This window comes from Streptomyces sp. NPDC002088, from assembly GCF_040296605.1.
Lineage (GTDB): Bacteria > Actinomycetota > Actinomycetes > Streptomycetales > Streptomycetaceae > Streptomyces.
In genome coordinates this window covers 1-24576 of record NZ_JBEOXO010000023.1, presented here as the reverse complement: position 1 = coordinate 24576, position 24576 = coordinate 1, and the positions used below count along the sequence as shown (strand labels likewise).

Genomic DNA, 24576 nt, shown 5'->3' with positions numbered 1-24576 from the left:
AGCCCTGGAGCAGATCGCGACGGGTGCGCCGGGTCCACGCCTACGGTGCGGGTAGTGCTGCTCGCAGGGATGGGAAGGTGCTGGTCAGCCGGGGTTTGGGAGAGCGCGGAGCCTGCCCAGCGCATTGGTGGTCACATCGGTCCATCGCCAGTGCTTTGCGAGGCGCCGAGGATACGGCGGCGGCCGGTGGTGACGAGCTGGGGGTGGAGAACGGCCGAAGCCGCAGGCGGAGGGGGCGGGCATCGTCCGCCGGGCGGGTAGCCCGCCCTGCCGCTCAGGTGGCGGCGTGGGCGCGCATGTCGCGCTGTGACACGGCGAGGTAGCCGACGAATCCGATGATCGCGACCGTCCATGCGAGGGTGACCGGCGCCAGTCCCAGGCCGAGGCCGCCGCGGGTGTGGCCGAGCGCCATCCAGTCGGCGAGGGAGGCGCCGAGGGGTCGGGTGATGACGTACGCCGTCCAGAAGGCGGTCACCGCGTTCAGGGCACCGAAGCGATGCGCCAGAGCGGGCACGCATATGGCGGCCGCGAAGAGGGCGACCGACCCCAGGTAGCCGAAGCCGACGGTGGCAGTGAGGTCGCCCGCGGCGGTGCCGAGGGCGAAGGTGGCGAGAACGGCCGCCCAGTAGAACGCCTCGCGGCGGCGGGTGCGGATGCTGTGAATGGACAGCGTCCGTTCACTCACGTACCAGAGGACGAAGACCGCGGCCAGTACGGCGAGGAATGCCGGAGTCGACACGGCGTACGGCACGCCGAGGCCGACGTGCAGGACGTCGGCCGCCATGGTGCCGAACACGCTGACCATGACGACGGCGGTCCAGTAGGCCCAGGCGACGTACCGGCGGAGGGCGAACTGCACCGCCAGCGAGGCCCCCAGGGCGAGGCCGCCGAGCGCGACCGCCGGTATGGGGCCGAGCACACGGGCAAGGAGGTCCGACGCCGTCTCGCCCATGCCGGTGGTCAGCACCTTGGTGATCCAGAAGTGGACGGTCACCTCCGGCATCTTGTTCGCCATTCGGCGTACGGAGATGAGGGGGCGGTCGTCGAGGACGTGCTCTGTGGTCATGATCCGCACCCTGACACCCCGAGCCTGAATGCAACCTGAACAGCGTGCGAGCGCGTAGTACCGCGGTACTACCCGACGGGCGCGGATCAGTCCCCGGTACCACCGAATCGGGGTGTTTCGGACCCTAGCGTTGTCGGTGAGGCGTCAGGGGCCACGGACGGACGCCGGTGTCCGACAGGAAGAAACGCGAATGATCGACGCACAGCAGCTGACCAAGAGGTACGGCGAGAAGACAGCCGTCGACCGGCTGGACTTCGCCGTCAAGCCGGGCTCGGTGACCGGCTTCCTGGGGCCCAACGGCGCGGGGAAGTCCACCACCATGCGCATGATCGTCGGGCTCGACGCCCCGACGAGCGGGTCCGTGAAGGTCAACGGCCACCACTACGCCCGGCACCGGGCACCCCTCCAGGAGGTCGGCGCCCTGCTGGAGGCGAAGTCGATCCACCCGGGCCGCTCGGCCTACAACCACCTGAGGGCGCTCGCGCTGACGCACGGGATTCCCCGTCGCCGGGTCGACGAGGTCATCGACCTCGCGGGGTTGGGGAGTGTGGCGAAGAAGCGGGCCGGCGCCTTCTCCCTCGGCATGGGCCAGCGGCTGGGCATAGCGGCGGCGCTGCTGGGCGATCCGCAGACGGTCATGCTGGACGAGCCGGTCAACGGGCTGGACCCGGAGGGCGTGCTCTGGATCCGCAACCTGCTGAAAGCACTCGCCGAGGAGGGCCGGACCGTGTTCGTGTCGTCCCACCTGATGAGCGAGATGGCCCTGGTGGCGGACCATCTCATCATCGTGGGGCGCGGCCGGCTGCTGGCCGACACCACCGTGCGCGACCTCGTCCGTGAGGCGGGCGGCGACACGGTGAAGGTGGCCACGCAGGACCCTGCGCGGCTGCGGGAGGTACTGGCCGGTCCCGGTGTCGACATCACGGGCCGCGCCGGCTCCGAAGAGCTTCAGGTGACCGGGCTGAGTGCCCGCGAGATCGGCTTGAAGGCGGCCGAGCACGGGATCGCGCTGTTCGAACTGACCGCGCGGACGGTGTCTTTGGAGGAGGCATTCATGAACCTGACCAGGGATGCCGTGGAGTACCACGGCTCAACGGCCGGCATCGACACCCCCGCGGCCGACGGGAGGGCGGCATGAGCACCCTCACCGCTGCTGTCGAGGCGCCGTCGGCCGCTCCAGCCCGCCCCGCCTACCGGGTGACCGGACGGCGCGTGCTGACCTCGGAGTGGGCCAAGCTGTGGTCGCTGCGTTCGACATGGATCACCCTGGGCCTCGGCCTGCTCTTCCTCGTCGCCTTCGGGCTGATCGCCTCGAGCCGCTACAAGTCCGGGATCGGCTCAGGCCACCTGGACCGGGACTTCGCCAAGTCGACGGCCGTGAGCCTGTCCCTCTTCGGCACCAACTTCGCCCAGCTCGCCCTGGGCGTGCTCGGCGTGCTGGTCACGGCGGGGGAGTACTCCACCGGCATGGTCCGCTCGACGCTCGCGGCCGTACCGCGCCGGCTGCCCGTGCTGTGGTCCAAGGCGGCAGTGTTCGGGCTGGTCGCGCTGGTGGTCGGCACCCTCGGCGCGTTCGTCGCCTTCGGGTTCGGCAGCGGAATCGTCTCCGGCACGCCCGCCGCGATGAGCCTGACGCACGCGGGAGTCGTACGAAGCCTGCTGGGCGCAGGGTTCTACCTCGGCCTGGTCGGCGTGATCGGCACCGCCCTGGGCGCGCTGCTGCGGTCGGTGGCCGGTGGGATCTCGGTGCTGGTCGCCACGCTGATGCTGATCCCGGGGCTGATCTCCCTGCTGCCCAGCTCCTGGCAGGACGACATCAGCCCCTACCTGCCGAGCAACGCGGGCGAGGCGATGTTCGCGCTGACCCACGACAGCACCACCCTGTCGCCCAGCGCGGGGCTGCTGGTCTTCCTCGGCTGGACGGTGTTCGCGCTGGCGGGGGCGGCGTACCGGCTGGTGCGCAGCGACGTCTGACCGGCTGCACCATGGGCAGGTGACCACCTTGAAGACACCCACGTCCGCCGGCGACATAGGAGGCATGGGACCGCTGGTCGCCCGGCTCGCCCGGGCCGGCCAGCGGCTGCGGCAGGCGGACCGGGACCATCCATGGGTGCTGGACACCGCGGTGGTGGTGCTGGTCTTCCTCATGTTCTGCCTGCCGGACCTGCTGCACGGGGGTGCCGGGGACGGTGACGGTCCACGCCGGTTCCGGCTCGCGTTCACCCGGCTTCCTCCCGCGGCCGTGCTGCTGGTGCAGGCAGGCCTGGTACTGCCGCTGCTGTGGCGGCGGCGCAGGCCCATGGCGGCCTTCGGCGCCATCGCGGCCGTGTTCGTCCTCCAGTGGTCGCTGGGTGCCGCGCTGCGCGCGGATGTCGCCCTGTTCATCGCCCTGTACAGCCTGGCCCTGCACGGGCGGCTACGGCAGCTGCCGTGGGCCTGCGCGATCATGGCGGCGGGGATGGTGCTGGTCGCGGTGCGCGTATCGTCGGCGGTGTCCGTCTGGGACGCGCTGTTCTTCCTGCTCAGCACGGCGACCGCGGCCCTGGCGCTCGGCCTGATGGTCAGGACCCGCCGGGCCCAGCTCGCGGGACTGCGGGAGCGGGCGGCGCGTCTGGAGACGGAACGCGACCAGCGCAGCAGACTCGCGGCCGCGACCGAGAGGGCCCGGGTGGCCCGCGAGATGCACGACATCGTCGGCCACAACCTGGCCGTCATGATCACCCTCGCCGACGCAGGGGCGTACGCCACGGACACGGCTCCCGAACGCGGCAAGGAGGCCCTGCAGCTCATCGGCGACACCGGCCGGACGGCCCTCGGTGAGCTGAGGCGCGTGCTCGGCGTGCTGCGGGAGGCACCGGACGGCCCTCGCCAGGCGCCCGAACTCAGCCCGCAGCCCGGCCTCGTGGACATTGAGGCGTTGTGCGACGGTGTGCGCAGCGCCGGCCTGGACGTCGTCTACCGGACCGTCGGCGAGGTGGACGCCCTGGACCGCGGGATGCAGCTGACCGTCTACCGCATCGTCCAGGAAGCCCTCACGAACACCCTGAAGCACGCCGGAGCCGGAACGCGGGTGAAACTGTCGGTCATCGCGGAGGGCACCCGGCTGGTCATCCGCGTCCGGGACGACGGGCCGGCCGGACGCTCCCGACCACGGAACGAGGAAGGACACGGTTTGGTGGGCATGCGAGAACGAGCGGCGCTCTACGGAGGGAACGTCAGCGCCGGACCCGCGACCGGCGGCGGATGGACGGTGGAGGCCACCCTCGACACGGCACCCCAGGCAGGTGGCCGGTGACCACGGTACTCGTCGTGGACGACCAGCCGCTCCAGCGCTACGGCTTCCGGGTGCTGCTCGACTCCATCCCCGAGACGGAAGTGGTCGGCGAGGCCGCGCACGGCGCCGAGGCCGTCCGCAAGACCGCCGAACTGCGCCCCGACGTCGTCCTGATGGACGTACGGATGCCCGGTATGGACGGCATCGAGGCCACCCGCCGTATCACCGCCGCAGGCGGCCGCTCCCGCGTCCTGGTGCTGACCACCTTCGACCTCGACGAATACGTCCACGCCGCCCTCCGGGCCGGAGCCAGCGGCTTCCTCCTCAAGGACGCACGCCCCGAGGAACTCCTCGCCGGCATCCGCGCCGTCGCCGGCGGCGACGCCGTCATCGCACCAGCCCTCACCCGCCGCCTCCTGGACGAGTACGCCCAGCACGTGCCCGCTCGCCGGAGCGACTCCGACGAAGACCCGAGGCTGGGTGCCCTCACCGACCGTGAACGCGAGATCCTCGTCGCCATTGGCAAGGGCTGGACCAATGGCGAGATCGCCGCCCGCTTCGTCCTGTCCGAGTCCACCGTCAAGACGCACGTCGGCCGTGTCCTGGCCAAGATCGGCGCCCGTGACCGCATCCAGGCTGTGATCTTCGCCTATGACCTCGGACTCGCCCGCCCCGGTGCCGGATGAGCGGGCAGCGCAGGTCAGCCCGCCGGCTCCGAGGCATCACTGAGCGGCACGACTGCCGTCATGGCGGGCTCTCCCCGAGCAGTTCCCGCAGCGCCCGCGCCTCCTCCGCGCTCAGCCCGGTCACGAAGTGCTGGAGGGCGGCGATCGGGTCCGGTCCCCGGTCCAGGGCGTCGTGCATGGCCTCGGCGGTCAGCTCGGCCGCGTCCCGAGCCGGCCGGTAGGCGCCGCGCTTCCCGTCGGCATCCCGCAGCACCAGCCCCTTGTCGTACAGCCGCCTGAGGATGGTGTGCACCGTGTTGTAGGCAAGACCGCCGCCCAGCTCCGCCTGGATCTCGGCCGGGGTTCGTGGCCGCTCCGCCGCCCAGAGGGCGGCCAGGACCGCACCCTCCAGCTCGCCCGCACTACGCCGTTCGGGCCTCTCGTGTGGGCCGCTGTCAGCCATGTCCCTCACCCTGCAGAGGACATTTCCTCACTCGCCCGTAACCCTACAAGCCGTAGGGTCGGATGCGACCCTACGGCTGTAGGGGAGCCGATCTCGTGGCGTGCGACGACGAGAGGTGCATGATGGCCGACGGCTTGAACGCCACGACGACCGGTGCCCGTCGCATCGGCCTCCCACCGCAGGCCGCCCGGCCTCGGCGCCCCCTGGGCGACCCCTGGCTCGCGGGGGTCGCGGCAGCCTTCACGCTCGCCCAACTCATCCTCGTCCGGCCTGGTCTCGGTCTCGGCTGGGACGAGACGGTCTACGTCAGCCAGGTCAGCGGCCACGCTCCCGCCGCCTTCTTCAGCGCGCCCCGAGCCCGGGGCGTCCCGCTCCTTGTCGCCCCGATCGCGTCGTGGTCCGACTCCACCGCCCTCCTTCGGGTCTACCTGGCCGTCCTTTCGGGTTTGGCTCTCTACTTCGCCCTGCGTGTCTGGCGCGCGCACGTCATGCCGCGCGTCCTGCCGCTGGCGGGCGTCCTGTTCGCCTCCCTGTGGGTGACGCTGTTCTACGGTCCGCAGGCCATGCCCAACTACTGGGTTGCCGTGGGCGCGCTGGCCTGCGTCGGCTGCTTCCTGCGCGCCCGTGCGTCCACACGGGACCGGGCGGCCTGGTGGGGCGTGTTCGCGGGGGCGGCGCTGATGGCGTGGATGCGTCCGATGGACGCGGTCTACGTCGTGCTGCCCCTGCTCGCCCTTTCCCTGCGCCGCCCGCGTCTGCTCGCCGCGCTGGTCGCTGGACTGCTGGCGGGCGCCGGCGAGTGGGTGATCGAGGCGTACGTCGGCTATGGCGGCCTCGCGCAACGCCTCTCCGACGCCGCCCGGATCCAGGGCGGCCTCGGCCGGCACCTTGCCGTCGTCGACCAGCTGCGCAGTCTCGGCGGGCGCACGCTGTGCCGGCCCTGCGCCGGATCGGTCCCCAGCCCTCTGGTGACCCTGTGGTGGTTCGCGCTGCCGCTCCTCGCCGTCCTCGGCACGGTGGCGGCGGTCCGCGCCCGGCGCGCGCTGCCCCTCCTGCTCCCGCTGGCCTGCGCCGTCACGGCCGCCGTTCCCTACCTGTTCTTCATCGGCTATGCGGCCCCCCGCTTCCTGCTGCCCGCCTACGCCCTGCTCGCCCTTCCCGTCGCCCACGGGCTTGTGTACATGGTCACCGCCCCGGCCCGCGGGATCGCGCGCACCCTCGCCGTGAGCCTGGTGGCGGCCGGCCTGGCGGGCCACCTGGCAGTGCAGTACGTCGTCCTGGAGCGCACCGTGCACCGCTCCGCTGCCGACCGCACCGACTGGTCCCGCACCGCTGCCGCCCTCCACTCCCTCGGGGTACGGTCTCCGTGCCTGCTCAGCGGCTACGAGGCCGTCCCGATCGCCTTCTACACCGGCTGCGGCTCCGCCCAGACCGCAGGCCACGACACCAGCACCACGGCCGCCGAACTGACCCGAGCCGCCCACCGGACGCCCGTCGCTGTTCTCTCCCCGCCGGGCGGCCGTCCGCCCGGCGACGCGCGCACCTGGCCCGTGGAGCGGGTCGGTGTTCTCCAGGCGTACGTGGCTCCCTTCGTGCGGTGGGGGCGGTGACCGTCGTGACCGTGACGGAGGGCCCGCCGGTGACCGGGGGCAGGCGCCTGTACGGCCGGCTGGGGTCACGCTGGTGGTGCTTGTCGCCGCCTGCGGGATTCTCGCCGCGCACCGGGCCACGCTGGACAGCGGGGCCGACCGGCTGGCGGCCACCGACGGGGAGTGGCTGCTGCTCGCCTGCCTCGCGCCGCCGTGGCCACGTGGGCGGTACGGGACCTGGACGACGCCCTCGCCGTCGACGTGAGCGACGAGGGCGCTGTGGAGGACGAGCCGGCCCGACTGTTCGAGCGCGGACACACCGGCTCGACGAGTACGCCTTCGAAGGCTGGGGCGGGAGCCTGCGGATTCCTCCTCACCGAGGCCACCGTCAAGACGCACATCATCCGGTCTCCCGCCCAAGCCGCAGCTCCGGGACCGGGGTCCAGGTGGTGATCTTCGCCTACGAACACCGGCTGCGCCCGCATGGAGTCTGACCGCTCACGGACGTGAGGCCGCGGCGACGACCCGGCTCGCGGCTGTCTTCTGCAGCAGACCGTAGGCGAGCACGGGCAGGAGCAGGTGCGGCTTGTCGGGCAGCGTGGTGGTGATCAGGACCGCGCCGGCGCTGCTGTTGTTCATGCCGCAGGCGAGCGTCAGCGACGAGGCGGCGGGGGCGTCCAGGCGCAGCAGGCGCGCGCCGGCTCTGCCGAGCATGAAGGAGAGCAGACAGACGAGCGCTGCCACGACCAGTGCCGCGCCGAGCAGCAGCGGTCGCGGGCGCGCGAGGAAGGAACCCAGGGCGCCACTGGCGTTCACGTACGTCAGAAGGAGCGATCCGACCAGGGCCACGAGCACGACCACGTTCAGGACGCGGTCTCGCCACGCCGTGGGCAGCGTGAGCCGGCACAGGATTCCGGCCGCGCAGGGCAGGACCACGCTGACGAGGGCGAAGCCGTCGTGGGCTGTGTGCCCGGTCGTGGCGAGTGTGTCCGCGTAGCTGTCGCTGAGGAGCGGCAGCAGGGTGCTGATGACCAGCGGAATGGTGAGTGGGCTGAGCAGCGTGGAGGCGAGGACGAGTCCCACCATGGTGGGCTGGTCGCCGTCGCCCTTGCCGGTCCACACGGTGGCTCCGGCGGCGACGGGCATCGCCACGATCAGGATCATCGCGGTGACCAGGCCGCTGCCGCCGTCCGTATCGGGAGTTCGGCGCAGCAGGAACGCGACGACGGGGATGACCAGCAGCGGGATCACCAGATGCAGGACCAGCCCGGCGAGCAGGGCGGTGGGGCTGCGCAGCAGACGGCCCAGCTCACGGACGGGTACCTGGAGCCCGGCAGAGAAGAGCACCAGGGACAGCAGCAGTGGGGCGGTGCTCAACGGGAGGCCGGTCACGGTGCCGAGCGGCACGGTGTGGACCCGGCGCAGCCACAGGCCGGGACCGGGCAGAAGGAGGGCGGCGACATAGGACAGCACGACGGCCCGGCCGAGCCGGCGGCGCAGCCGGACCGTCACCCGGTCAGTGGGCGGGTGGGAGACAGTCGGATGGTTCAAGGCGGCCTTCTTCCATGGCGGCGGACGGGAAGGGGCGAAGCGCCGCTATGCAAAGGCGGAGGTCATGACGGGTCATGGCACTCATGGTGCTCGGGCCGGGTGGACGGGGCAGCCGATGCCACACGGCAGTCAGGATGCGTTCAGGTATCCCGTGGCACGGTCGGGCCTCATGACATACGAGACGTCAGAGGCCTCCGCGCCCTCGGCGGCCGGCACCCGGGCGGTGTCCGCCGGCCGGGGGCTGCGCTGGAACAAGGTGCCCGAAGTCACCGTTTACTTCTGGATCATCAAGGTGCTGTGTACGACGGTCGGCGAGACCGCCGCCGACCTGCTCAACGAGAAGGCCGGCCTCGGCCTGACCGGTGTGTCGTTGCTGATGAGCGCCCTGCTGGCGGTCGTCCTGGTCGTGCAGTTCCGCACCGGCGCCTACCGCGCGGGCGTGTACTGGCTCGCCGTCGCCCTGATCAGCGTCGTCGGCACGCTGATCAGCGACAACCTCACCGACAACATGGGTGTACCGCTGGCGACGAGCACCACCGTCTTCGCGATCGTCCTCGCGGTCGTCTTCGTGGTCTGGTACCGGCGCGAGCGGACACTGTCCATCCACAGCATCGACACCACCAGCCGCGAGTCCTTCTACTGGCTCGCCGTCCTGTTCACTTTCGCCCTCGGCACCGCGGCGGGCGACCTGGTCTCCGAGCGCATGGACCTCGGCTACTGGCTCGCCGCGGTCCTGTTCGCCCTGGCCATCGCCGCGGTCGCCCTTGCGCACTTCAAGCTCGGCCTCGACGCGGTGTGGAGCTTCTGGATCGCCTACATTCTCACCCGCCCGCTGGGTGCGTCCATCGGTGACTACCTCTCCCAGCCGACCGGCGACGGCGGCGTCGGCCTCGGCACCGTCATCACCAGTGCGCTCTTCCTCGCCGTGATCCTCGGCCTGGTCGTGTACCTGTCGGTGACCCGGAAGGACGTGACGGAGCCGCAGCGCACCGCGCGGCACGCGGCCTGAGCGGGCACGCGGCAGGCGTTCAGGACGCGTTCCGGCTGACGCTCCCGAGGTCGTTCCGGCGATCGCCGCGGCGCGGTTGCCTCTTCTCACAGGGCGCTCGTCCCCGTCGCGGGGCGGGCGCCTGCTGGGTTCCCATCCGGGCGGCGAGACGGCTGGTGATCTCTTCGCGCAGCCCCTCAAGCTCGGCGATTTCCGCACCGCGATCGCGCTGTTCCTGATCTTCGTGGTGACCCTGGTCGTGCAGCTCAGGTCCAACCGCTACAGCCCGTTCTTCTACTGAACCGTGATCCTGTCGACCAGCATGGCCGGCACCACGATGTCCGCCTTCGTCCTCACCCGCCCGCTGGGTGCCACCGCAGGTGACTTCCTGACCAAGCCGGTCACCAAGAGTGGCCTGAACCTCGGCACCGTAGGCTCCTCGGCCGTCCTGCTCGCCATCCTCCTTGGACTGGTGGCCTACGCGCAGGTCCAGGAGCCCAGGACCACCGCCCCGCACACGGGGCGGGAGCCGGTCATCCGGCAGGCAGACTGAGACGGCATCGCGCGCCGGCCCGCATGGAGTCGGCAGCCTGTTACCCGGCAGGCAGGTTGACCAGGAAGCGTGCTCCGGGCGTGTGCCCGGGGGCGTGGGAGACCTCGCCGCCGACGGCGCGGGCCAGGCGCCGCGCGAGCGGCAGTCCGAGGCCCGCGCCGTCGTGCCCGTCGTCGGAGTCGGCACGGCGGCCGGGCTGGAAGAGGTCGTCGACGAACGCCTCCGGCACGCCGGGGCCGTCGTCGGTGACATCGATACACACGCCGCCGGGCAGTTGCCGCGCGGACACGGTCACCGTGGAACGGGCGTACCGGACCGCGTTGGTCAGCAGCGGGCTGACGATGCGTTCGAGGAGAGCAGGCGCGACGCCGGCCTCCAGCTCCGGATCCGTCACCTCGACGACGGTCTTCACCTGCTTCCGGGAGTCGAGGTTCTCGACGAGCCGGTGCAGGACGGGTGCAACGGCAGTGGCGCCGGGGGCCGTGGAGCCGTTCTGTGCGCCTTCGCGGGCATCGTTCAGCAGCGTGTCGCAGATGGTGCGCATGGACTGGGCAGCCTCGGCGATCACTTCGTGGGTGGCACGGGTTTCGGCGGCGGAGCGGGGGCGGGCCCGCCACCAGTCGAGCTCGATGATGATCCGGGTGAGCGGGGTGCGCAGTTCGTGGGACAGCTCGCCGGTCAGCTGCTGCTCGTGGCGCAGCACGGTGCGGATCCGGTCCAGCAGCGCGTCCAACGAGGTGCCCAGGAGGGTGAGTTCGGCCGGATGGTGCTCGGCGCCGAAGCGTTCGTCGGAGCCGACGGCGCTCCACTGGGTGGCCTGGTCGGTCATGGTCCGCACGGGGCGCAGGGCCCGCCCGACGGCCAGGCGCGTCAGCGCGTAGGTGCACGCGAGCATGACAGCGTCCAGGATCAGTGAAGCCAGCAACAGGGTGTCCGCCGAGTTACGGTACGGGGCGAGATCCAGTGCCGTGACGACGGTGGCGGTGCTGCGGTGACCGGGCACGGGCCGGGAACACAGGCGGACGAAGCGGGGGCCTCCGCCCTTGACGGTCGTGCAGACCCGTGTCCCCAGCACGGCGAGCCGGTCGGCGGTCTGGGTCAGCCTGCTGTCGGGCGCGGTGGACGGCGGCTTCTCCACCAGCCGTGTCCCGGCGTAGATCCACACGTTCGCGTCCAGGAGGCTGTCGTTGACGGTCTCCAGAACCCGCACCCGGGGACCGCTGGTGTCGATGGTCATGGCGACGGCAGCCGCACGATTGCGCAGTTCGTCGTCCGCCTGGTGCTGCAGGTGACGGTCCATCACGGTGTTGAACGCCACGGTCAGGACGGTCATCAGGAGCGCGGCGGTGGTCAGCGCCACGAGGGAGAGCCGGCCGCGCAGGGTGCGGGGAGACAGGCGCTGCGTGACCCGGTTCATGACAGCCGGTGTCCGATCCCGCGCGCCGTCGTGAGGCTCAGGTCGCTGCCGGCCTCGCGCAGCTTACGGCGCAGCCGGCTCAGGTACTGGTCCAACGTGTTGTCGCTGACCTGTGCACCGTCCGGCCAGGCGGCCCTGACCAGGTCGCGGCGGCGCACGATGCCGCCGCCCGCGGTCACGAGCGTGGCCAGGAGACGGAACTCCGTCGGGGACAGGCTGACGTGGACTTCACCGACCCTCGCACTGTGCTGGGTCGCGTCCAGGACCAGATCTCCGGCCGTGGCCACGGCCGGTGGTCCGGCGCGTTTGAGCGCGGCCCGCAGCCGGGCGACGAGTTCGGCGAGGTGGAACGGCTTGGGCAGATAGTCGTCGGCCCCTGCGGAGAATCCGGACAGCCGGTCGGTGAGGTGATGACGGGCCGTCAGGAAGATGATCGGGGCGGCGAACCCGTTGGCGCGCATCGCCTGGCAGACGTCCCGGCCGTCCGCGTCGGGCAGCCCGACGTCCAGGATGACCGCGGCGATGCTGTCGGCGGCCAGCCGCAGGGCGGTGGCGCCGTCGGCGGCGAGCACGGGCTCGAAGTCCTCGTCGGACAGGCCGCGGCGCAGCACGTCACGCAGGGCGTGATCGTCCTCGACGACCAGGATCTTGTGGTGCATGGTCCTCCGTCGGATCTTCGGCCGTATATCGGTTGTGCCTGAGACGAACGAGGCGGGCAACCGCCGGGCCATCGCCCACAGACAGACCCCGAGCCACCCCGCGGCGAACAGCCAGCCACCGACGACGTCGGTGAACCAGTGCATGCCGAGACAGACGCGGGAGAGGCCCACCAGCACCAGCGCGCCGAATGCCGCCAGCAGCGAATGGGCGCCGAGCACGTTGACGGCCAGCCGCGAGGCAGGGTGGACCGGTGCGGTCATGGACGGGAGCCCTTTCCTGCGGACAGCTTGACGCGAAACGCTGACTGACTACAGTCTTGTAGACGGTAGCTGGAAGTGTAGACGCTCGAGTAGGGGCATCCGTTCCCGTCCCTTCCGCCGGACGGTGGATGGCCTCTGTTCCGGTGGGACCTCGCCCGTGAAACCGACCTCTACATGACGTAGTAGCTGATTACGTCGAGTGGCCGCACACGTTGCGGATGCCGCGAAACGGGGGCGAGGCAGAGGAGACCGTCGCCATGGCTGACATCCACGGCTGGAACCTGAGCTCGGTCGGCGCACCGCCCCGGCGCGCCTGAAGATGCCGGAACCGTCCGCCGTGCCGGCGCACGGACGGGCGCACACCGAGCAGGGTCTGCGGGCAGGCAAGGCCCGGCCGATCGCGCGACCTCGTGATCACGTGTGTCCGCGCGGATCAGAGTGACCCTGCCGCCCGGGTCTCGGGCGCGGACCGTTGGCCCAGGCCCTGCCGTACCAGGTGTGCGACACCTCCAGGGAGGGCGTTTCCCTGAGGCCATCCGTGGTCGCGCAGCCGGCCGACGTCGTAGCCCCGTTCCATGCAGGTGTCGAGGATCCGGGGGAGTGCACCCAGCGCCGAGCGCCAGGCGCCGGGGGCGGAGGTGCAGTCGGAGTCGTGGAGCAGGATCGTGCCGCCGCCGTCCAGGTCGGCAGTGACGGCGCGGTGGACGGACTCCGGGGTGGCGCGTGCCCTCCAGTCCTCTCGCCAGCAGGTCCACAGCACCGGGGTGAGGTCGAGGCGGCGGGCCGCCAGGTGGGCTGAGGTCGACATGACGCCGTACGGGGGTCGGAAGAGCGTGGGCCGCCGCCCGGTGACGGCGGCGACGGTGTCGCGGGCCCGGCCGAAGTCGTCGTAGGTGGCGCGCGGGCTGCGCAGGAGCAGGGGGTGGTGCAACCAGCCGTGGATGCCGATCTCGTGGCCGGCTGCGGCTGTCTCGCGGACCAGGGCGGGGGGAGCGGTGTGCCTCGCTGCCGAGCAGGAAGACCTGTTCTCCCGCCGTCTGCTCGGTTACGCGATGGGCGCCCGCCACGACGCCGGCCTGGTCGTGGCCGCCCTGCACATGGCCGCCGCGACTCGTGGCGGAGACGTGCGCGGGGTGATCTTTCATAGTGATCGCGGCAGCGACTCTTCTGGCGCTATCTGCTTGTCTTCCGTAGCACCGGCTGACGGGACCACGTGGAAGTTCCCCTCTGCTGCGCCCGTATCAACTGCAGCTTCCGATCATGGTGGTTCGCGGTGCGGGAAGGTCGCTCACCCAGGTTGTCGCGGCGGCGATCTCGCGGAGCCCGACGATCTCTTCGTGCTGGGCGGCGAGCTGGGGCAGAGCCTGGCTGCGGCAGTTGGTGAGCTCGTCGATCGTCTTGTCGGACTTGGCGAGCCGTTCCCGGAGCTTGGTGTTCTCTGCCTTGAACCGGGCGCCGGACGACCTGGGCTTCGCGAGGATCGGGGATCTCGTCGGCCTCGTGCATGGCGTGCAGGCGTCGTTCAGACTCGAGGCGGCGGTGTGCGTAGGGGCGGGTGCCGTAGAACGCGGTGCGGTCGACAGCGGCCTCGCTGGCGAAAGTCTTGATGTCGCACTTTCCGCCGGGTGGGATCCCGCCTCAAGGCGTCGTCCCCCTGCCCGTGACTGATATCAGTGCCTGCATTTCAACCGTTACTGGGCCGCTATCACTCTCATGACCCGCCGCCTCACTCACAAACCCGCACAGCAGCGACAGCACGACCGCGACGTCGCCACCTACTGCCTGGGGCTGGCCGAGGCCTGAGCGGGACGGAGCGCGTCGACGATGGGTGCCCAGGCAACCTTGCCGAGCAAAGCGTCGGCGCGGGGTGTCCCCCCATAGAGAAACGTCTGCGAGGCCTCGGCGGGGCTCTCGCCGGGGAACCGTGGCCGGTGCCCCGCGTCGTCACGAGCGAGCAGGTGGACCGAAGCTCCGGCTGCGCGACGTCGCGCAGCCAGTTGCTCGGCATACCGCAGGGAGGGCCACATGGCGTCATCACCCCCGGCTACAAGCAACACGTCAGCGCGCGCCTCCTCCACCGGAATCGCGGCGGCATCCAGGTGCTGAGCGAAGGTCCGCTCGCTGAGGTCGTACCACCCGCGGATGGCCACTGGACCATCGGCCTTTCCCGCCGGCTGCCAGGAGTCGTCCATGGGCACGAAAGGCAACGGCCGCCCTCGCCAGGTCCAGGAGGAGCGATACGGACGCTGACGGCCATCAAGACCAGGCCCGACGTTGCACCAGACCAGCGCGGTCGGCGACACGGCGACCACGACATTCACACGCGGCTCGTGTACCGCCGTGAGCAGTGCGGCCTCAGCGCCTTTGGACACGCCCAGAATGCCGACGTGCTCCGCTCCACGAGACCGCAACAGGTCCACCGCCGCGACGAATGTCTCCAGGGGGATCTCGCAGATCCCCGCTGGCTGACCAAGCCCGCCGAACCAGCGTATGGCCAAGGCGAGAAGACCCTGCTGAGCGAGAAGCCGCGCGCGCTGCCGGTCCACACGACCGCTCGACCCCGCCAGGACCAAGACGCCGGCGCTGCTGCCTGCCGCCGGCTCCAGCAAGACCCCTTGGCAGGGAGTCGTCACCTCGTGCTCGGTAATCCCCGATGCGCTCTCCCGGTCACGCATGCTCAGCGCCCGCTCCTCGGATCATGAAGGGAGGCTATCCGGCGGACCTTGTCCTGGAGAGGCAACGCCTACGTCAGTCGGCCACGGCGGCAGCGGACAGCTCCACCCGCGGCAGCGTCTTCAGCTTCTCCTTCGCAGGATCCCGCTCTGCCCTGGCCGGGGCAGCTTCGTCGCGATGAGCACCTTCAGAAGGCCTGGTTCGTCAGGCAGGAAGTGCGCAGCTGCCAGACCGAGGACGACGGCCAATCAGGAAGCAGGAGAAGTCGACGGCCCAGTCGCGCGCGCGGTACGCCGTGGCCGCCCGCCGGATGACAATTCTGGCCTAGCGCTGCCACGTGGCGGGCTGTCCAACGGGTGAACGCGTAAGCGAAAAGTGCGAATGATGCCGCGTCACATCCAATACGGGCAGGTGTGGCGTGCGTGGCTGGATGCTTCATGCGGTGACCTTGGCGATGAACACGGCGAGGTTCGTGACGGTCCGCTGGATCTTCTCCTCCAAGGTGAGCGACTCGGGGAGCCGCGCGCCGACGCCCGCATCCTTCTTGCCCCGCACGTACAGCGGGCAGGCAAGGTCGCTGCATATGTAGGCGCCCACGGAGTTTCCCTGCTGCCCGGCCTTGCCCGCCTTCGCGGCGACCATCAACGAGACACCCCCGGTGTGGGTGGTCATGCACATCGAGCACATGCTGCGCCGCATCTGCCAGGAGGTGGCACTGGGGCAGCGCAGGGCGAGCGCCACCGGGCGGCCGTCCAGCTCGGTGGCGAGGTAGGCGCGGCCGGGGGCCTGGGGGTCACGCCAGCCGAGGAAGTCCAGGTCGTCCCAGGGCCGCTCGGCCAGGTCGCGGGGGACGGACAGGCGCTTCGCCTCGCCCTTGGTGCAGTTCACGAACGCGGTACGGATCTCTTGCTCAGTCAGCGGTTTCACGAGGGGCAGGCTAATTTGCCTATAAGCTTTAGGCAAATGCATAATGGTTGTCGCTGGATAGGAGGAAGGTTATGGTTCGAGTAGGGCTGACACCGGAGCGTCTGACCCGGGCGGGGGCGGAACTGGCCGACGAGGTCGGCTTCGACCAGGTGACCGTCTCGGCGCTCGCCCGGCGGTTCGACGTCAAGGTCGCGAGTCTGTACTCGCACCTGAAGAGCTCCCAGGAACTCAAGACCAGGATCGCCCTGTTCGCGCTGGAGGAGCTCGCCGACCGGGTCGCCGCCGCCCTGGCCGGGCGTGCCGGCAAGGACGCCCTGGCTGCCTTCGCGGATGCCTACCGCGACTATGCCCGGGAGCACCCCGGTCGCTACGCCGCCGCCCGGCTCAGGCTCGACCCCGAGACGGCGGCCGCCAGTGCCGGCGTTCGGCACGCACAGATGACACGGGCGATCCTGCGCGGCTATGACCTGACGGAGCCGGACCAGACGCACGCGGTCCGGATGCTGGGCAGCGTCTTCCACGGCTACGTCAGCCTGGAGATGGCCGGAGGCTTCAGTCACACCGCCGTCGACTCGCAGGAATCCTGGGCCTGGATCGTGGATTCCCTCGACGCTCTGCTAAGGAACCGGACCACACCCTGACCAGCAGGGGGCCGCGCCGCCGAAGGCGGTCCGCCGCGCCGCGCACCGGCGCATCCGAATAATCCGGAAATCTTGATCAGCAGGCTGGAGCAATGAACACTGAGCACGACTGGATCACCACACCTGTCACCGCGGACATCCTGCGCGGTTTCCTCGACGTGGAACCGACCGCGCACGGCCTGCTGCCGCATCGGCTGCCCGCCTGGGCGCGCCGGCAGATCCCTGACAACCAACTGGCCGTGGCCGAGGCCCAGCCCTCCGGTGTGCGGTTGGCCTTCCGCACCCGGGCCACCACCATCGAACTGGACACGTTGCCTACCAAGCGGGTCTACCGAGGCTTCCCGGCCCCGGCGGACGGAGTGTACGACTTGCTGGTCGATGGCCGTCTCGCCGCCCAGGCCACGGTGGCCGACGGTAACGTCCGCACCATCATTGACATGGTTACCCAGTCCTCCGAGCTGTCGGAGGGGCCTGCCGGCACCGCCAGGTTCACCAATCTGCCGGCGCGTGACAAGGACGTCGAGATCTGGCTTCCGCATACGGAGATCACCGAGCTGATCGCCCTGCGCACCGAAGCCCCCATCGAGCCGGCGCCGGACAACGGACGCAGGGTGTGGCTGCACCACGGCAGTTCCATCAGCCACGGCTCGAACGCCGCCCACCCGAGTGCCATCTGGCCGGCCCTGGCAGCCGCCCAGGGCGGAGTGGAGCTAATCAACATGGGGTTCGGCGGCAGCGCACTGCTCGACCCGTTCACCGCCCGCGCGATGCGGGACACTCCCGCGGACCTGATCAGCCTCAAGATCGGCATCAATGTCGTCAACACCGACGTGATGCGCCTGCGCGCCTTCACCCCCGCAGTCCACGGCTTCCTCGACACCATCCGCGAGGGGCATCCGACCACGCCACTGCTGGTCGTGTCCCCCATCCTGTGTCCGGTTCAGGAGGACACCCCCGGCCCTCTCGCGCCAGACTTCGACGGCGGGACCTTGCGGTTCAAGGCCACGGGCGATCCAGCCGAACGCGCCGCCGGGCGCCTGACGCTCAACGTCATCCGCCACGAACTCGCCCGGGTCGTCGAGCAGCGGGCGGCCGACGACCCGAACCTGCACTACCTCGACGGACGCAACCTGTACGGCGAGACGGACTACGCCGAATTCCCGCTGCCGGACGAGGTCCACCCTGATCCCGCAGGACACCGCCGCATCGGCGAGAACTTCGCGCGGCTGGCGTTCGCCGATGGCGGCCCCTTCGCCACCAAGACCGGCTGACCAAAGTCGCGGTCACGCAGACCGCGATCGCTACATGGCCGTACTGATGCTGGCGAAGTTCACGCCCGCGATGCCCCCCACACCGACTCGCGCGTCGCGTACACGCCGTTTTGTTGACGCGCCGAGCCGCTTGTGTTCCAGATCGCCATGCCAACCGGCGAAAGATCACAAAGTGGCTGGAAGCCCGGCCCTCAGCAGACAGAGACCGTTCCCGTCGGCCGAAAAGCCGCCCGCACGCCCAGCTGCTGAAGCCGAGTGATCACTCGATCAGGATCCCTGTTCGACCTGACAGACCCGTTGATCGGTAAGCTGATGGCTTTTCAGGTCAGATTCAGCCCGCCGTCCAGCACGATCACCTCGCCGGTGAGATAGGTGCTGGCGATCACCGACGCCACCAGGTCGGCCACGTCGGCGGGCTGGGCCGGACGGCGCATCGGCGCACGGTCGCGCCACAGCTCGTGCGCCTGCGCCCAGTCCTTCGTCATCGGCGTGTCCACCAGCCCCGGCGCCACCGCGTTGACCCGCACCTCGGGCCCGAGCGCGGCCGCGAGCAGCCGGGTCACGTGATTCAGCGCGGCCTTGCTCGCCGCGTACGGCACCGACGAGCCCTTGGGGCGCACCCCCGCGTGGCTGGTGACGTTCACGATGCTGCCACCCGCGGGGGATTCACGCAGCGCCGGAAGCGCCGCCGTGCACAGCACCCATGGAGCGATCAAATTGACCTCCAGCAGTTGCCGCCAGTCCGCCGGTGTCGCCGCGGCCAAGTCGTCGTGCGGGATCGGCCAGCTGATGCCCGCGTTGTTCACCAGCACGTCCAGCCGCCCGTACCGGCCGAGCGCCGCCTCGACCAGCCCCCGGGCCTCCTCCTCCACCGCCAGGTCCGCCCGCACGTACGCTCCGCCGAGCTCCGCCGCCAGTGCCTCCCCGGCCTCCGCACTGCGCCGTGAGTGCACGACGACCCGCATCCCGTCCGCCGCCAGCCTCCGCGCGACGGCCTCCCCGATCCCCGACGTGGACCCGCTGACCAGGGCGACGGGCCGATCCGCTTGTTCGCTCATGCCCCGGATCCTGCCACGGTGGCGCAAGCACGAAAGTCTGCGACGACAGCCTCCTGGTGCCGCTCGGTTGGATCGCATCCCGAGCTACCAAGAGGAGGCTGTCATTGTGCCCAGGCCATCGCGGGACGCCCGAACAGGATCCCGTTCGACTGATCAAGCCTGTCGAGCGGAATGCGGATGGCTTCTGAGATCGACTGCAGCGTCACCTTGCTGGTGAGGGTCGGCGTGATGACGTACCTCGTGCGCGGTGTGAAGGTCGATGTCATCGTGGGCGGCGCCGCGGTGCCGACGGCGATCGCCGCCCGGTGGCTTGTGCCGGTCGGTGTCTTCGGCACTGGGGTCGTGGGCGGTCTGATGAGCTTGTTCTACCGCGGCTGCGCATCGGCCGGGGCTGTCGCGGTCGGCGGTGGGCCGGGTGCGGATCGCGGTCGTGTCGTGGCGGGTGTCGGTCAGGAGTGGAGGCAGGCTTGCGGGGTGGGCACGGCAGCTGGGTGCCAGTTCTGCTCCGACCGCCCGGACGTCCTCTTAGGGAGAAGCCATGCCGCAGTCGCCGCTTCAGCCGCAGCCGCCCTCGCAACTGCCGCTTCTGCTGTGGTTGCTGTCGCAGCCGCCGTTTCAGTCGCGGCCGCTGGTGCAGCTGCGGTGGGCGTCATCTGTCCGGTCTGTGCGGTGGGAGGCGGGGGAGGGGCTGTGCGTGTGATCGGGCTGATGTCGGGCACTTCCTACGATGCGATCGAGGCCGCTGCCGCGGATCTCGTCCTGGACAGCGATGTCCTGCGCCTGCACTTTCTCGGGCATCTGTCCGTCCCCTATCCCGATGAGGTGCGGGGGCTGATTGCCGCCGCTTTGCCGCCGGCCGTCACGACGACCCGGGCTGTGTGCATGCTGGATACCCGTATTGGCCAGGCTTTCGCCGGCGTGGCCGAGCGTGCCCTTGGTGAGTTGTGTGACGGCTGCGCGGATCTTGTGGTCTCGCACGGCCAGACCATGCACCACTGGGTGGAGGACGGTGTTGTCCGTGGCAGCCTCCAGCTCGGCCAGCCTGCCTGGATCGCCGAGGCCACCGGCCTGCCGGTCGTCTCCGACCTGCGCAGCAGGGACGTGGCGGCGGGTGGGCAGGGTGCTCCGCTGGTCGGTATGACCGATACCCTGCTGCTGCGTGGCTTGCCGGGCACGCCTGCCGCGCTCAACCTGGGCGGTATCGCCAACATCACCGTCCTGGTGCCCGGTGCTGGCCCGCTGGCCTTCGACACCGGCCCCGCCAACGCGCTGCTGGACGCGGCCGTAGGGCATTTCACCGGCGGCGCCGTCGCCTACGACGCGGACGGGCAAAGGGCCGCCGCCGGGCGGAGTCACCCCGGGCTGCTCCGTGTCCTCCTGGACGATCCCTACTACCGCAGGTCTGCCCCGAAGAGCACCGGCAAGGAGCACTTCCACCTGCCCTATCTGCAACGAGCCCTCGAGACGTTGCCCGCAGTCCGTCCCGAGGACGTACTGGCCACGCTGGCCCGGCTGACCGCGGCCACCGTCACCGACGCGTGTCGCGCCCACGGGGTCACGCAGCTCGTCGTCTCCGGCGGAGGCGTTCGCAACCCCGTGCTGATGGGCATGATTGCCGAGGAACTGCCCGGTGTGCCGCTGCGGCCCAGCGACGAGCTGGGCCTTCCTTCCGACGCCAAGGAGGCCTTGGCCTTTGCCGTGCTGGGTTTCCTCACGGTCCACGGCCTGCCCGGCACCCTTCCCTCGGGCACCGGAGCCCGCCGGGCCGCGCTGCTCGGCAGCATCACCCCCGGCCTGTCGCCGCTGCGTCTGCCCGAACCGGCCGCACATCCGCCGCGCGTGCTGCGGATCGCCCCCTGACCCTGACCCTGACCACGGCACCGAGAACCCCATGAGCCTTGCCGCCACCTCCCCGCCCCGGACGCGCCCCGGACACGACGCTTCCGTTCGCCGTCCTGCCAGTCCACCGCAACGGCTGCGAGGCAACCCCGACCACGCTGGGGTCGAAGTCCATCAGCCTGGCTGGAAGCTTGGTACCTCTGCCTCAGTGATCGGCCTGGCAGCGTCGGTGGACCTCGGGCGGTGCTACTGGCCGTCCGCCGGCGGCAGGTCTTGCTCGGTCCAGAGTGTCTTGCCGGTGGAGGTGTAGCGCGTGCCCCAGTGGTGGGTCATCTGGGCGATGATGAACAGGCCCCGGCCTCCCTCATCGTCGCTCGCGGCGTGCCGCAGATTGGGCGTGGTGTGGCCGGTGTCGGAGACTTCGCAGATCAGGGTCCGGTCGCGGATCAAGCGTACCTGGATCGGGCCGCCGACGTAGCGGATGACGTTGGTGACCAGTTCGCTGACGATGAGCTCGCTGGTGAACGACAGGTCGTCCAGCCCCCAGTCGCGGAGCTGCTTGCTGACGGCGGTGCGGATGGTGGCCACCGCCGCAGGGTCCGGGGGCAGCTCCCACTGGGTGAACTGGTTCCGGTCGAGCAGGCGTGTGCGGGTCAGGAGCAGCGTCGCATCCTCGTCCACCGGCCCGGGCAGCAGGGTGGTCACCGCTCGGTCGCACAGCTCCTTCAGGGACGCTCGCTCGTCGGCGAGGACGTGGGACAGCTGCGCGAGCCCGGCGTCACGGCCGTCGGCCGCCTGGAGGAGGCCGCCGGTGAAGAGGGCGACGAGACTGCCCGGTGGAAGCTCCAGTTCCGTGCTCTCGTAGGGCAGGCCACCGATTCCCAGCGGCGGTCCGGGGGGCAGCTCCGGATGGGCGACGACGCCCGTGTGCGGTTCGACGACCGCCAGCACCGACTCCCCGGCCCGCGCCAGGCTGCACTTCCCCGAGACGGGGTCGTACACCGCGTACAGGCAGGACACGCCCAGGGCCTCGTCGGCATGCGGCCTCAGGTGGCCCGGGCCGCGGCCGACCCCGCGCTCGTGCGCGGTCTGCTCGACCAGGTCGTCCAGGCGGGACAGGAGCTCGTCCGGGCTCAGGTCCAGCCGGGCCAGGACGCGCACACCCGTACGCAGGCGTCCCATGGTGGCCGCGGCGCGCAGGCCGTGACCGAGCACATCCCCGACGACCAGGCCGACCCGGGTGCCCGACAGGGGGATGACGTCGTACCAGTCGCCGCCCACCCCGGACCCGCTGTCGGCAGGCAGGTAGCGGCTCGCCGAGTCAACGGCCGCGTGCGGCGGCAGGCGGCGCGGAAGGAGGCTCCGCTGGAGTTTGAGGGCCACGGTGTGGCCACGGGTGACCACAGGCATCAGCAGGAAACCGATCAGCAGGGCGCCCAGGCCCAGGACGGTGACCCCGCCCGTCCTTCCGATCAGCGGCACGTCGACGGTGGTCGCGCCGTACCCGGGGTTCGCGTAGACGACGAAGGCGGCGTAGAGGAAGAGCAAGAGCATGATCAGCCCGCCGAGCCCCGGCAGCACTCCCTTGAAGATCAGATCTTTGGCGCTGCGGGTGAGGACCTTGCGGTGGTACCAGAGGCAGGCGAAGCCGGTCAGCCCGTACTGGAATGCGATCGCCAGCCCGATCGAGTCGATCGAGTCGGCCAGGACATTCCGGCTGAACGACGCCAGCAGGACCAGCACGGCGATCGAGGCCGCTCCCATGCCGACGGTTCCCCAGGTCGGGGTGAGAAACCTGCGGTGGACCCGGGCGAACCGAGGCGGGACGGCCTTGTGGACCGCCATGGAGAAGACGGTCCTGGCCAGGGGCAGGATGGTGGTCTGGGCGGAGGCCAGCGCGGAGGTCAGCACCATCAGGATCAGCAGTCTCGACAGGAGCAGCCCCGTGTCCTGGCTCCCGAACACGGCCTCGCCCAGTCCGGAGAACACATCGTCCGAGTTTTGCGCGTTGCCGAGCCCGATGCCCGAGGTGCCGACTCCCGCGAACGCCTGCGCCGAAGTGGACACCAGCCCGTACATGATCAGGAGCAGCACGATGGACACGACCGCGGCGCGCCCCGGGATGCGCGTGCCGTCGATGGTTTCCTCGTTGACCGAGAACGCGGTGTCCCAGCCCCAGTAGATGAAGACCCCCGCGAGGATGCCCGAGGTCAGGGCCTTTACCGAGGGCACCTCGAAGGGGTTGAACCAGGAGGCGGAAACGTGGATCGCCGTCGCGGGAGGACTGGTGTAGACCCTGACCAGCGCGGCGACGGCGAACAGGATCAGCATCACCACTTCCAGGCACAGCAGCCAGCGCTGGACAGCGGCCGAGACCCCGATGCCGACGTAGCAGATCGCGGTCATCACGGCGATCCAGACGATGCCCGCTGCGGTGGTCCACAGCCGGTTCTCCCCCAGTTCGTTCAGGCCCACCAACCGGAAGCCGTAGGAAGCGGCGATCTCGGCCAGGTTCGCCATGACGAGGACGTTGGCGACGATGAGGCCCCAGCCGCCCATCCAGCCGGTGCGCGGTCCGAAGGTGCGGGTGGCCCAGGTGAAGGTGGTCCCGCAGTCGGCGTTGCTCGCGTTGAGCTCCCGGAAGGCGTACGCGACCAGCAGCATCGGGATGAAGGCCAGCATGGTGACGATCGGGGCCTGCAGCCCGACCCCCGCCACGATGATGCCCAGCGCGGCGGCGAGGCTGTACGCCGGGCCGGTGGAGGCCAGGCCCATGACGACCGAGGAGAACATGCCCAGGGCATCGTTCTTGAGCCCTTTCCGGCCGGCCCCCGTCCCGGGAGCGGGGCGGCCGGCGGACCCGCCGCCTCCAAAGTGCCTCACACTTGATTCCAACGCTGGGCCACTGCCTCCGCAACAGCGCAGGGGACAGCAGGAAAGCCGCAGGTCCCACAACCGGGCAGCCCGCGCGCCGCCCGCGCGCCGCCGCACCCTGTGGCCGCCACGGTGCACAAAGGGCGATCCGGCCATTCTCTGCCGCTCACGGCGCGCGCCGCCTTGACGGCGGGTGGTGAGGAGCGGCGGGCGGTGCCGGCCGGAGCGGCTGGGGCTGACGAGATGATGCGCTTCGCGGAACGTCTTCGCGCGGAGGTGGCGGAACCCTCGGCGGCCCCGGGCCCGGCTGAGCCGACGTAGGTTCTGCGGGCCGTTCCCAGAGGCGGCGGAGGTCCTCGGCGAGGGGGCGGGCGAGGCGGAGCTATCGGTTTGTAGGGCGGGCGCGGTGGTGCCGGTTTGCGGGGTGTGGCGGGCCTGGGCTTTCCGGGGCGGTGGGCCAGCGGTGTGGTGTCGGCTGCCGTGCGCCGTGCGTGCACGGGTCTGGGGGCGGGGCGGGTCCAGGGGTGCGGGCGGGTGTGCGGCAGGGGTGTCCGCGTCGCTACGCTGCGTGCCGCCGGCAGCTGTTCAGCGAAGACCGCGTGTCGGCGGGGGGTGTTCAGTGAGGCTGGTTTGCGGGCGGCTGGTGCCAGGTGACGGGTAGTTCGGTCGGGAAGCGGCGGATGGTTTTTGTGTCCCAGTGCACTTCCTGTGGTGGTACTGCCAGCTGCAGTCGTGGGAAGCGGTCCAGTAGCTGTCTGATGGCTACTTCCAGTTCTGCCATGGCCAGTGGGACGGCGATGCAGCGGT

Annotated in this window: 23 protein-coding genes and 1 pseudogene; 12 read left to right on the top strand and 12 right to left on the bottom strand. The window is 70.6% G+C overall.

All coding sequences use genetic code 11. The annotated features are described in order from the left end of the window. Positions 1 to 274: 274 nt before the first annotated feature. Positions 275 to 1066: a COG4705 family protein gene (locus ABT114_RS36650; RefSeq protein ID WP_351147502.1), complete on the bottom strand. Its 792-nt coding sequence runs from the start codon at positions 1064 to 1066 to the stop codon at positions 275 to 277. A gap of 190 nt (positions 1067 to 1256) precedes the next feature. Between ABT114_RS36650 and ABT114_RS36645 the strand changes: the two genes are divergently transcribed. From ABT114_RS36645 to ABT114_RS36630, 4 genes are all read left to right on the top strand, one after another. Continuing rightward, positions 1257 to 2204 carry an ABC transporter ATP-binding protein gene (locus ABT114_RS36645; protein ID WP_351147500.1) on the top strand — a complete coding sequence of 316 codons (948 nt, stop codon included), beginning with the start codon at positions 1257 to 1259 and terminating at the stop codon, positions 2202 to 2204. Next, positions 2201 to 3040 carry an ABC transporter permease gene (locus ABT114_RS36640; RefSeq protein WP_351147498.1) on the top strand — a complete coding sequence of 280 codons (840 nt, stop codon included), beginning with the start codon at positions 2201 to 2203 and terminating at the stop codon, positions 3038 to 3040. The genes ABT114_RS36645 and ABT114_RS36640 overlap by 4 nt, the downstream gene beginning before the upstream one ends. A gap of 64 nt (positions 3041 to 3104) precedes the next feature. Further along, positions 3105 to 4361: a DUF7134 domain-containing protein gene (locus ABT114_RS36635; protein WP_351147807.1), complete on the top strand. Its 1257-nt coding sequence runs from the start codon at positions 3105 to 3107 to the stop codon at positions 4359 to 4361. After that, positions 4358 to 5026 carry a response regulator gene (locus ABT114_RS36630; protein ID WP_351147496.1) on the top strand — a complete coding sequence of 223 codons (669 nt, stop codon included), beginning with the start codon at positions 4358 to 4360 and terminating at the stop codon, positions 5024 to 5026. The genes ABT114_RS36635 and ABT114_RS36630 overlap by 4 nt, the downstream gene beginning before the upstream one ends. Before the next feature lie 58 nt (positions 5027 to 5084). On the opposite strand, the gene ABT114_RS36625 is transcribed toward ABT114_RS36630, so the two are convergent. Continuing rightward, complete coding sequence (locus ABT114_RS36625; protein WP_351147494.1) at positions 5085 to 5468, bottom strand: BlaI/MecI/CopY family transcriptional regulator; 384 nt, start codon at positions 5466 to 5468, stop codon at positions 5085 to 5087. A gap of 122 nt (positions 5469 to 5590) precedes the next feature. Here ABT114_RS36625 and ABT114_RS36620 point away from each other — a divergent pair, with 122 nt between their 5' ends. Continuing rightward, on the top strand, positions 5591 to 7078 hold the full coding sequence (locus ABT114_RS36620) for a hypothetical protein (protein ID WP_502988455.1): 1488 nt from the start codon (positions 5591 to 5593) through the stop codon (positions 7076 to 7078). 73 nt (positions 7079 to 7151) lie between these two features. Then, on the top strand, positions 7152 to 7322 hold the full coding sequence (locus ABT114_RS36615; RefSeq protein ID WP_351147491.1) for a hypothetical protein: 171 nt from the start codon (positions 7152 to 7154) through the stop codon (positions 7320 to 7322). Between the two features lie 233 nt (positions 7323 to 7555). On the opposite strand, the gene ABT114_RS36610 is transcribed toward ABT114_RS36615, so the two are convergent. After that, positions 7556 to 8608 carry a bile acid:sodium symporter family protein gene (locus ABT114_RS36610; RefSeq protein ID WP_351147489.1) on the bottom strand — a complete coding sequence of 351 codons (1053 nt, stop codon included), beginning with the start codon at positions 8606 to 8608 and terminating at the stop codon, positions 7556 to 7558. Between the two features lie 169 nt (positions 8609 to 8777). Between ABT114_RS36610 and ABT114_RS36605 the strand changes: the two genes are divergently transcribed. The 3 genes from ABT114_RS36605 (at position 8778) to ABT114_RS36595 (ending at position 10149) form a co-directional block, all read left to right on the top strand. Then, positions 8778 to 9617 (top strand): COG4705 family protein, encoded by an 840-nt coding sequence (locus tag ABT114_RS36605; RefSeq protein WP_351147487.1) that lies wholly within the window; start codon positions 8778 to 8780, stop codon positions 9615 to 9617. A 76-nt stretch (positions 9618 to 9693) separates the two neighbouring features. Continuing rightward, entirely contained in the window at positions 9694 to 9897 is a 204-nt protein-coding gene (locus ABT114_RS36600; protein WP_351147486.1) for a hypothetical protein, read from the top strand. Positions 9898 to 9918: 21 nt separating this feature from the next. After that, a complete protein-coding gene (locus ABT114_RS36595) occupies positions 9919 to 10149 on the top strand; it encodes a hypothetical protein (protein WP_351147485.1) in 231 nt (76 codons plus the stop codon). Between the two features lie 40 nt (positions 10150 to 10189). Here the strand turns inward: ABT114_RS36595 and ABT114_RS36590 are convergent, their stop codons facing one another. The 5 genes from ABT114_RS36590 to ABT114_RS36570 form a co-directional block, all read right to left on the bottom strand. Then, a complete protein-coding gene (locus ABT114_RS36590) occupies positions 10190 to 11566 on the bottom strand; it encodes a sensor histidine kinase (RefSeq protein WP_351147483.1) in 1377 nt (458 codons plus the stop codon). Next, positions 11563 to 12225: a response regulator transcription factor gene (locus ABT114_RS36585; protein ID WP_351147804.1), complete on the bottom strand. Its 663-nt coding sequence runs from the start codon at positions 12223 to 12225 to the stop codon at positions 11563 to 11565. Before ABT114_RS36585 ends, ABT114_RS36590 begins: the two co-directional genes overlap by 4 nt. Positions 12226 to 12919: 694 nt before the next feature. Continuing rightward, complete coding sequence (locus tag ABT114_RS36580) at positions 12920 to 13429, bottom strand: polysaccharide deacetylase family protein (protein ID WP_351147802.1); 510 nt, start codon at positions 13427 to 13429, stop codon at positions 12920 to 12922. Positions 13430 to 14261: 832 nt separating this feature from the next. Continuing rightward, positions 14262 to 15161 (bottom strand): acyl-CoA thioester hydrolase/BAAT C-terminal domain-containing protein, encoded by a 900-nt coding sequence (locus ABT114_RS36575; protein WP_351147481.1) that lies wholly within the window; start codon positions 15159 to 15161, stop codon positions 14262 to 14264. A 433-nt stretch (positions 15162 to 15594) separates the two neighbouring features. Then, the gene (locus ABT114_RS36570) at positions 15595 to 16086 is read right to left on the bottom strand and encodes an FBP domain-containing protein (protein ID WP_351147480.1); all 492 of its coding nucleotides are present in this window, start codon (positions 16084 to 16086) and stop codon (positions 15595 to 15597) included. 71 nt (positions 16087 to 16157) lie between these two features. Here ABT114_RS36570 and ABT114_RS36565 point away from each other — a divergent pair, with 71 nt between their 5' ends. Together ABT114_RS36565 and ABT114_RS36560 are read left to right on the top strand one after the other, a co-directional pair. Continuing rightward, entirely contained in the window at positions 16158 to 16727 is a 570-nt protein-coding gene (locus ABT114_RS36565; protein WP_351147478.1) for a TetR/AcrR family transcriptional regulator, read from the top strand. A 92-nt stretch (positions 16728 to 16819) separates the two neighbouring features. Next, positions 16820 to 17998 (top strand): GDSL-type esterase/lipase family protein, encoded by a 1179-nt coding sequence (locus ABT114_RS36560; protein WP_351147476.1) that lies wholly within the window; start codon positions 16820 to 16822, stop codon positions 17996 to 17998. Between the two features lie 320 nt (positions 17999 to 18318). Here the strand turns inward: ABT114_RS36560 and ABT114_RS36555 are convergent, their stop codons facing one another. Continuing rightward, positions 18319 to 19056 (bottom strand): SDR family NAD(P)-dependent oxidoreductase, encoded by a 738-nt coding sequence (locus ABT114_RS36555; RefSeq protein ID WP_351147475.1) that lies wholly within the window; start codon positions 19054 to 19056, stop codon positions 18319 to 18321. A gap of 101 nt (positions 19057 to 19157) precedes the next feature. Then, positions 19158 to 19391, bottom strand: coding sequence for a hypothetical protein (locus ABT114_RS36550; protein ID WP_351147834.1), 234 nt, complete (start codon positions 19389 to 19391; stop codon positions 19158 to 19160). Between the two features lie 355 nt (positions 19392 to 19746). On the opposite strand from ABT114_RS36550, the gene ABT114_RS36545 reads away from it, so the two are divergent. Beyond that, positions 19747 to 20916 carry an anhydro-N-acetylmuramic acid kinase gene (locus ABT114_RS36545; protein ID WP_351147800.1) on the top strand — a complete coding sequence of 390 codons (1170 nt, stop codon included), beginning with the start codon at positions 19747 to 19749 and terminating at the stop codon, positions 20914 to 20916. A gap of 225 nt (positions 20917 to 21141) precedes the next feature. On the opposite strand, the gene ABT114_RS36540 is transcribed toward ABT114_RS36545, so the two are convergent. Further along, positions 21142 to 23688 carry an amino acid permease gene (locus tag ABT114_RS36540; RefSeq protein ID WP_351147474.1) on the bottom strand — a complete coding sequence of 849 codons (2547 nt, stop codon included), beginning with the start codon at positions 23686 to 23688 and terminating at the stop codon, positions 21142 to 21144. Positions 23689 to 24385: 697 nt separating this feature from the next. Continuing rightward, positions 24386 to 24576: pseudogene (locus ABT114_RS36535) on the bottom strand (hypothetical protein); the annotation flags it as partial.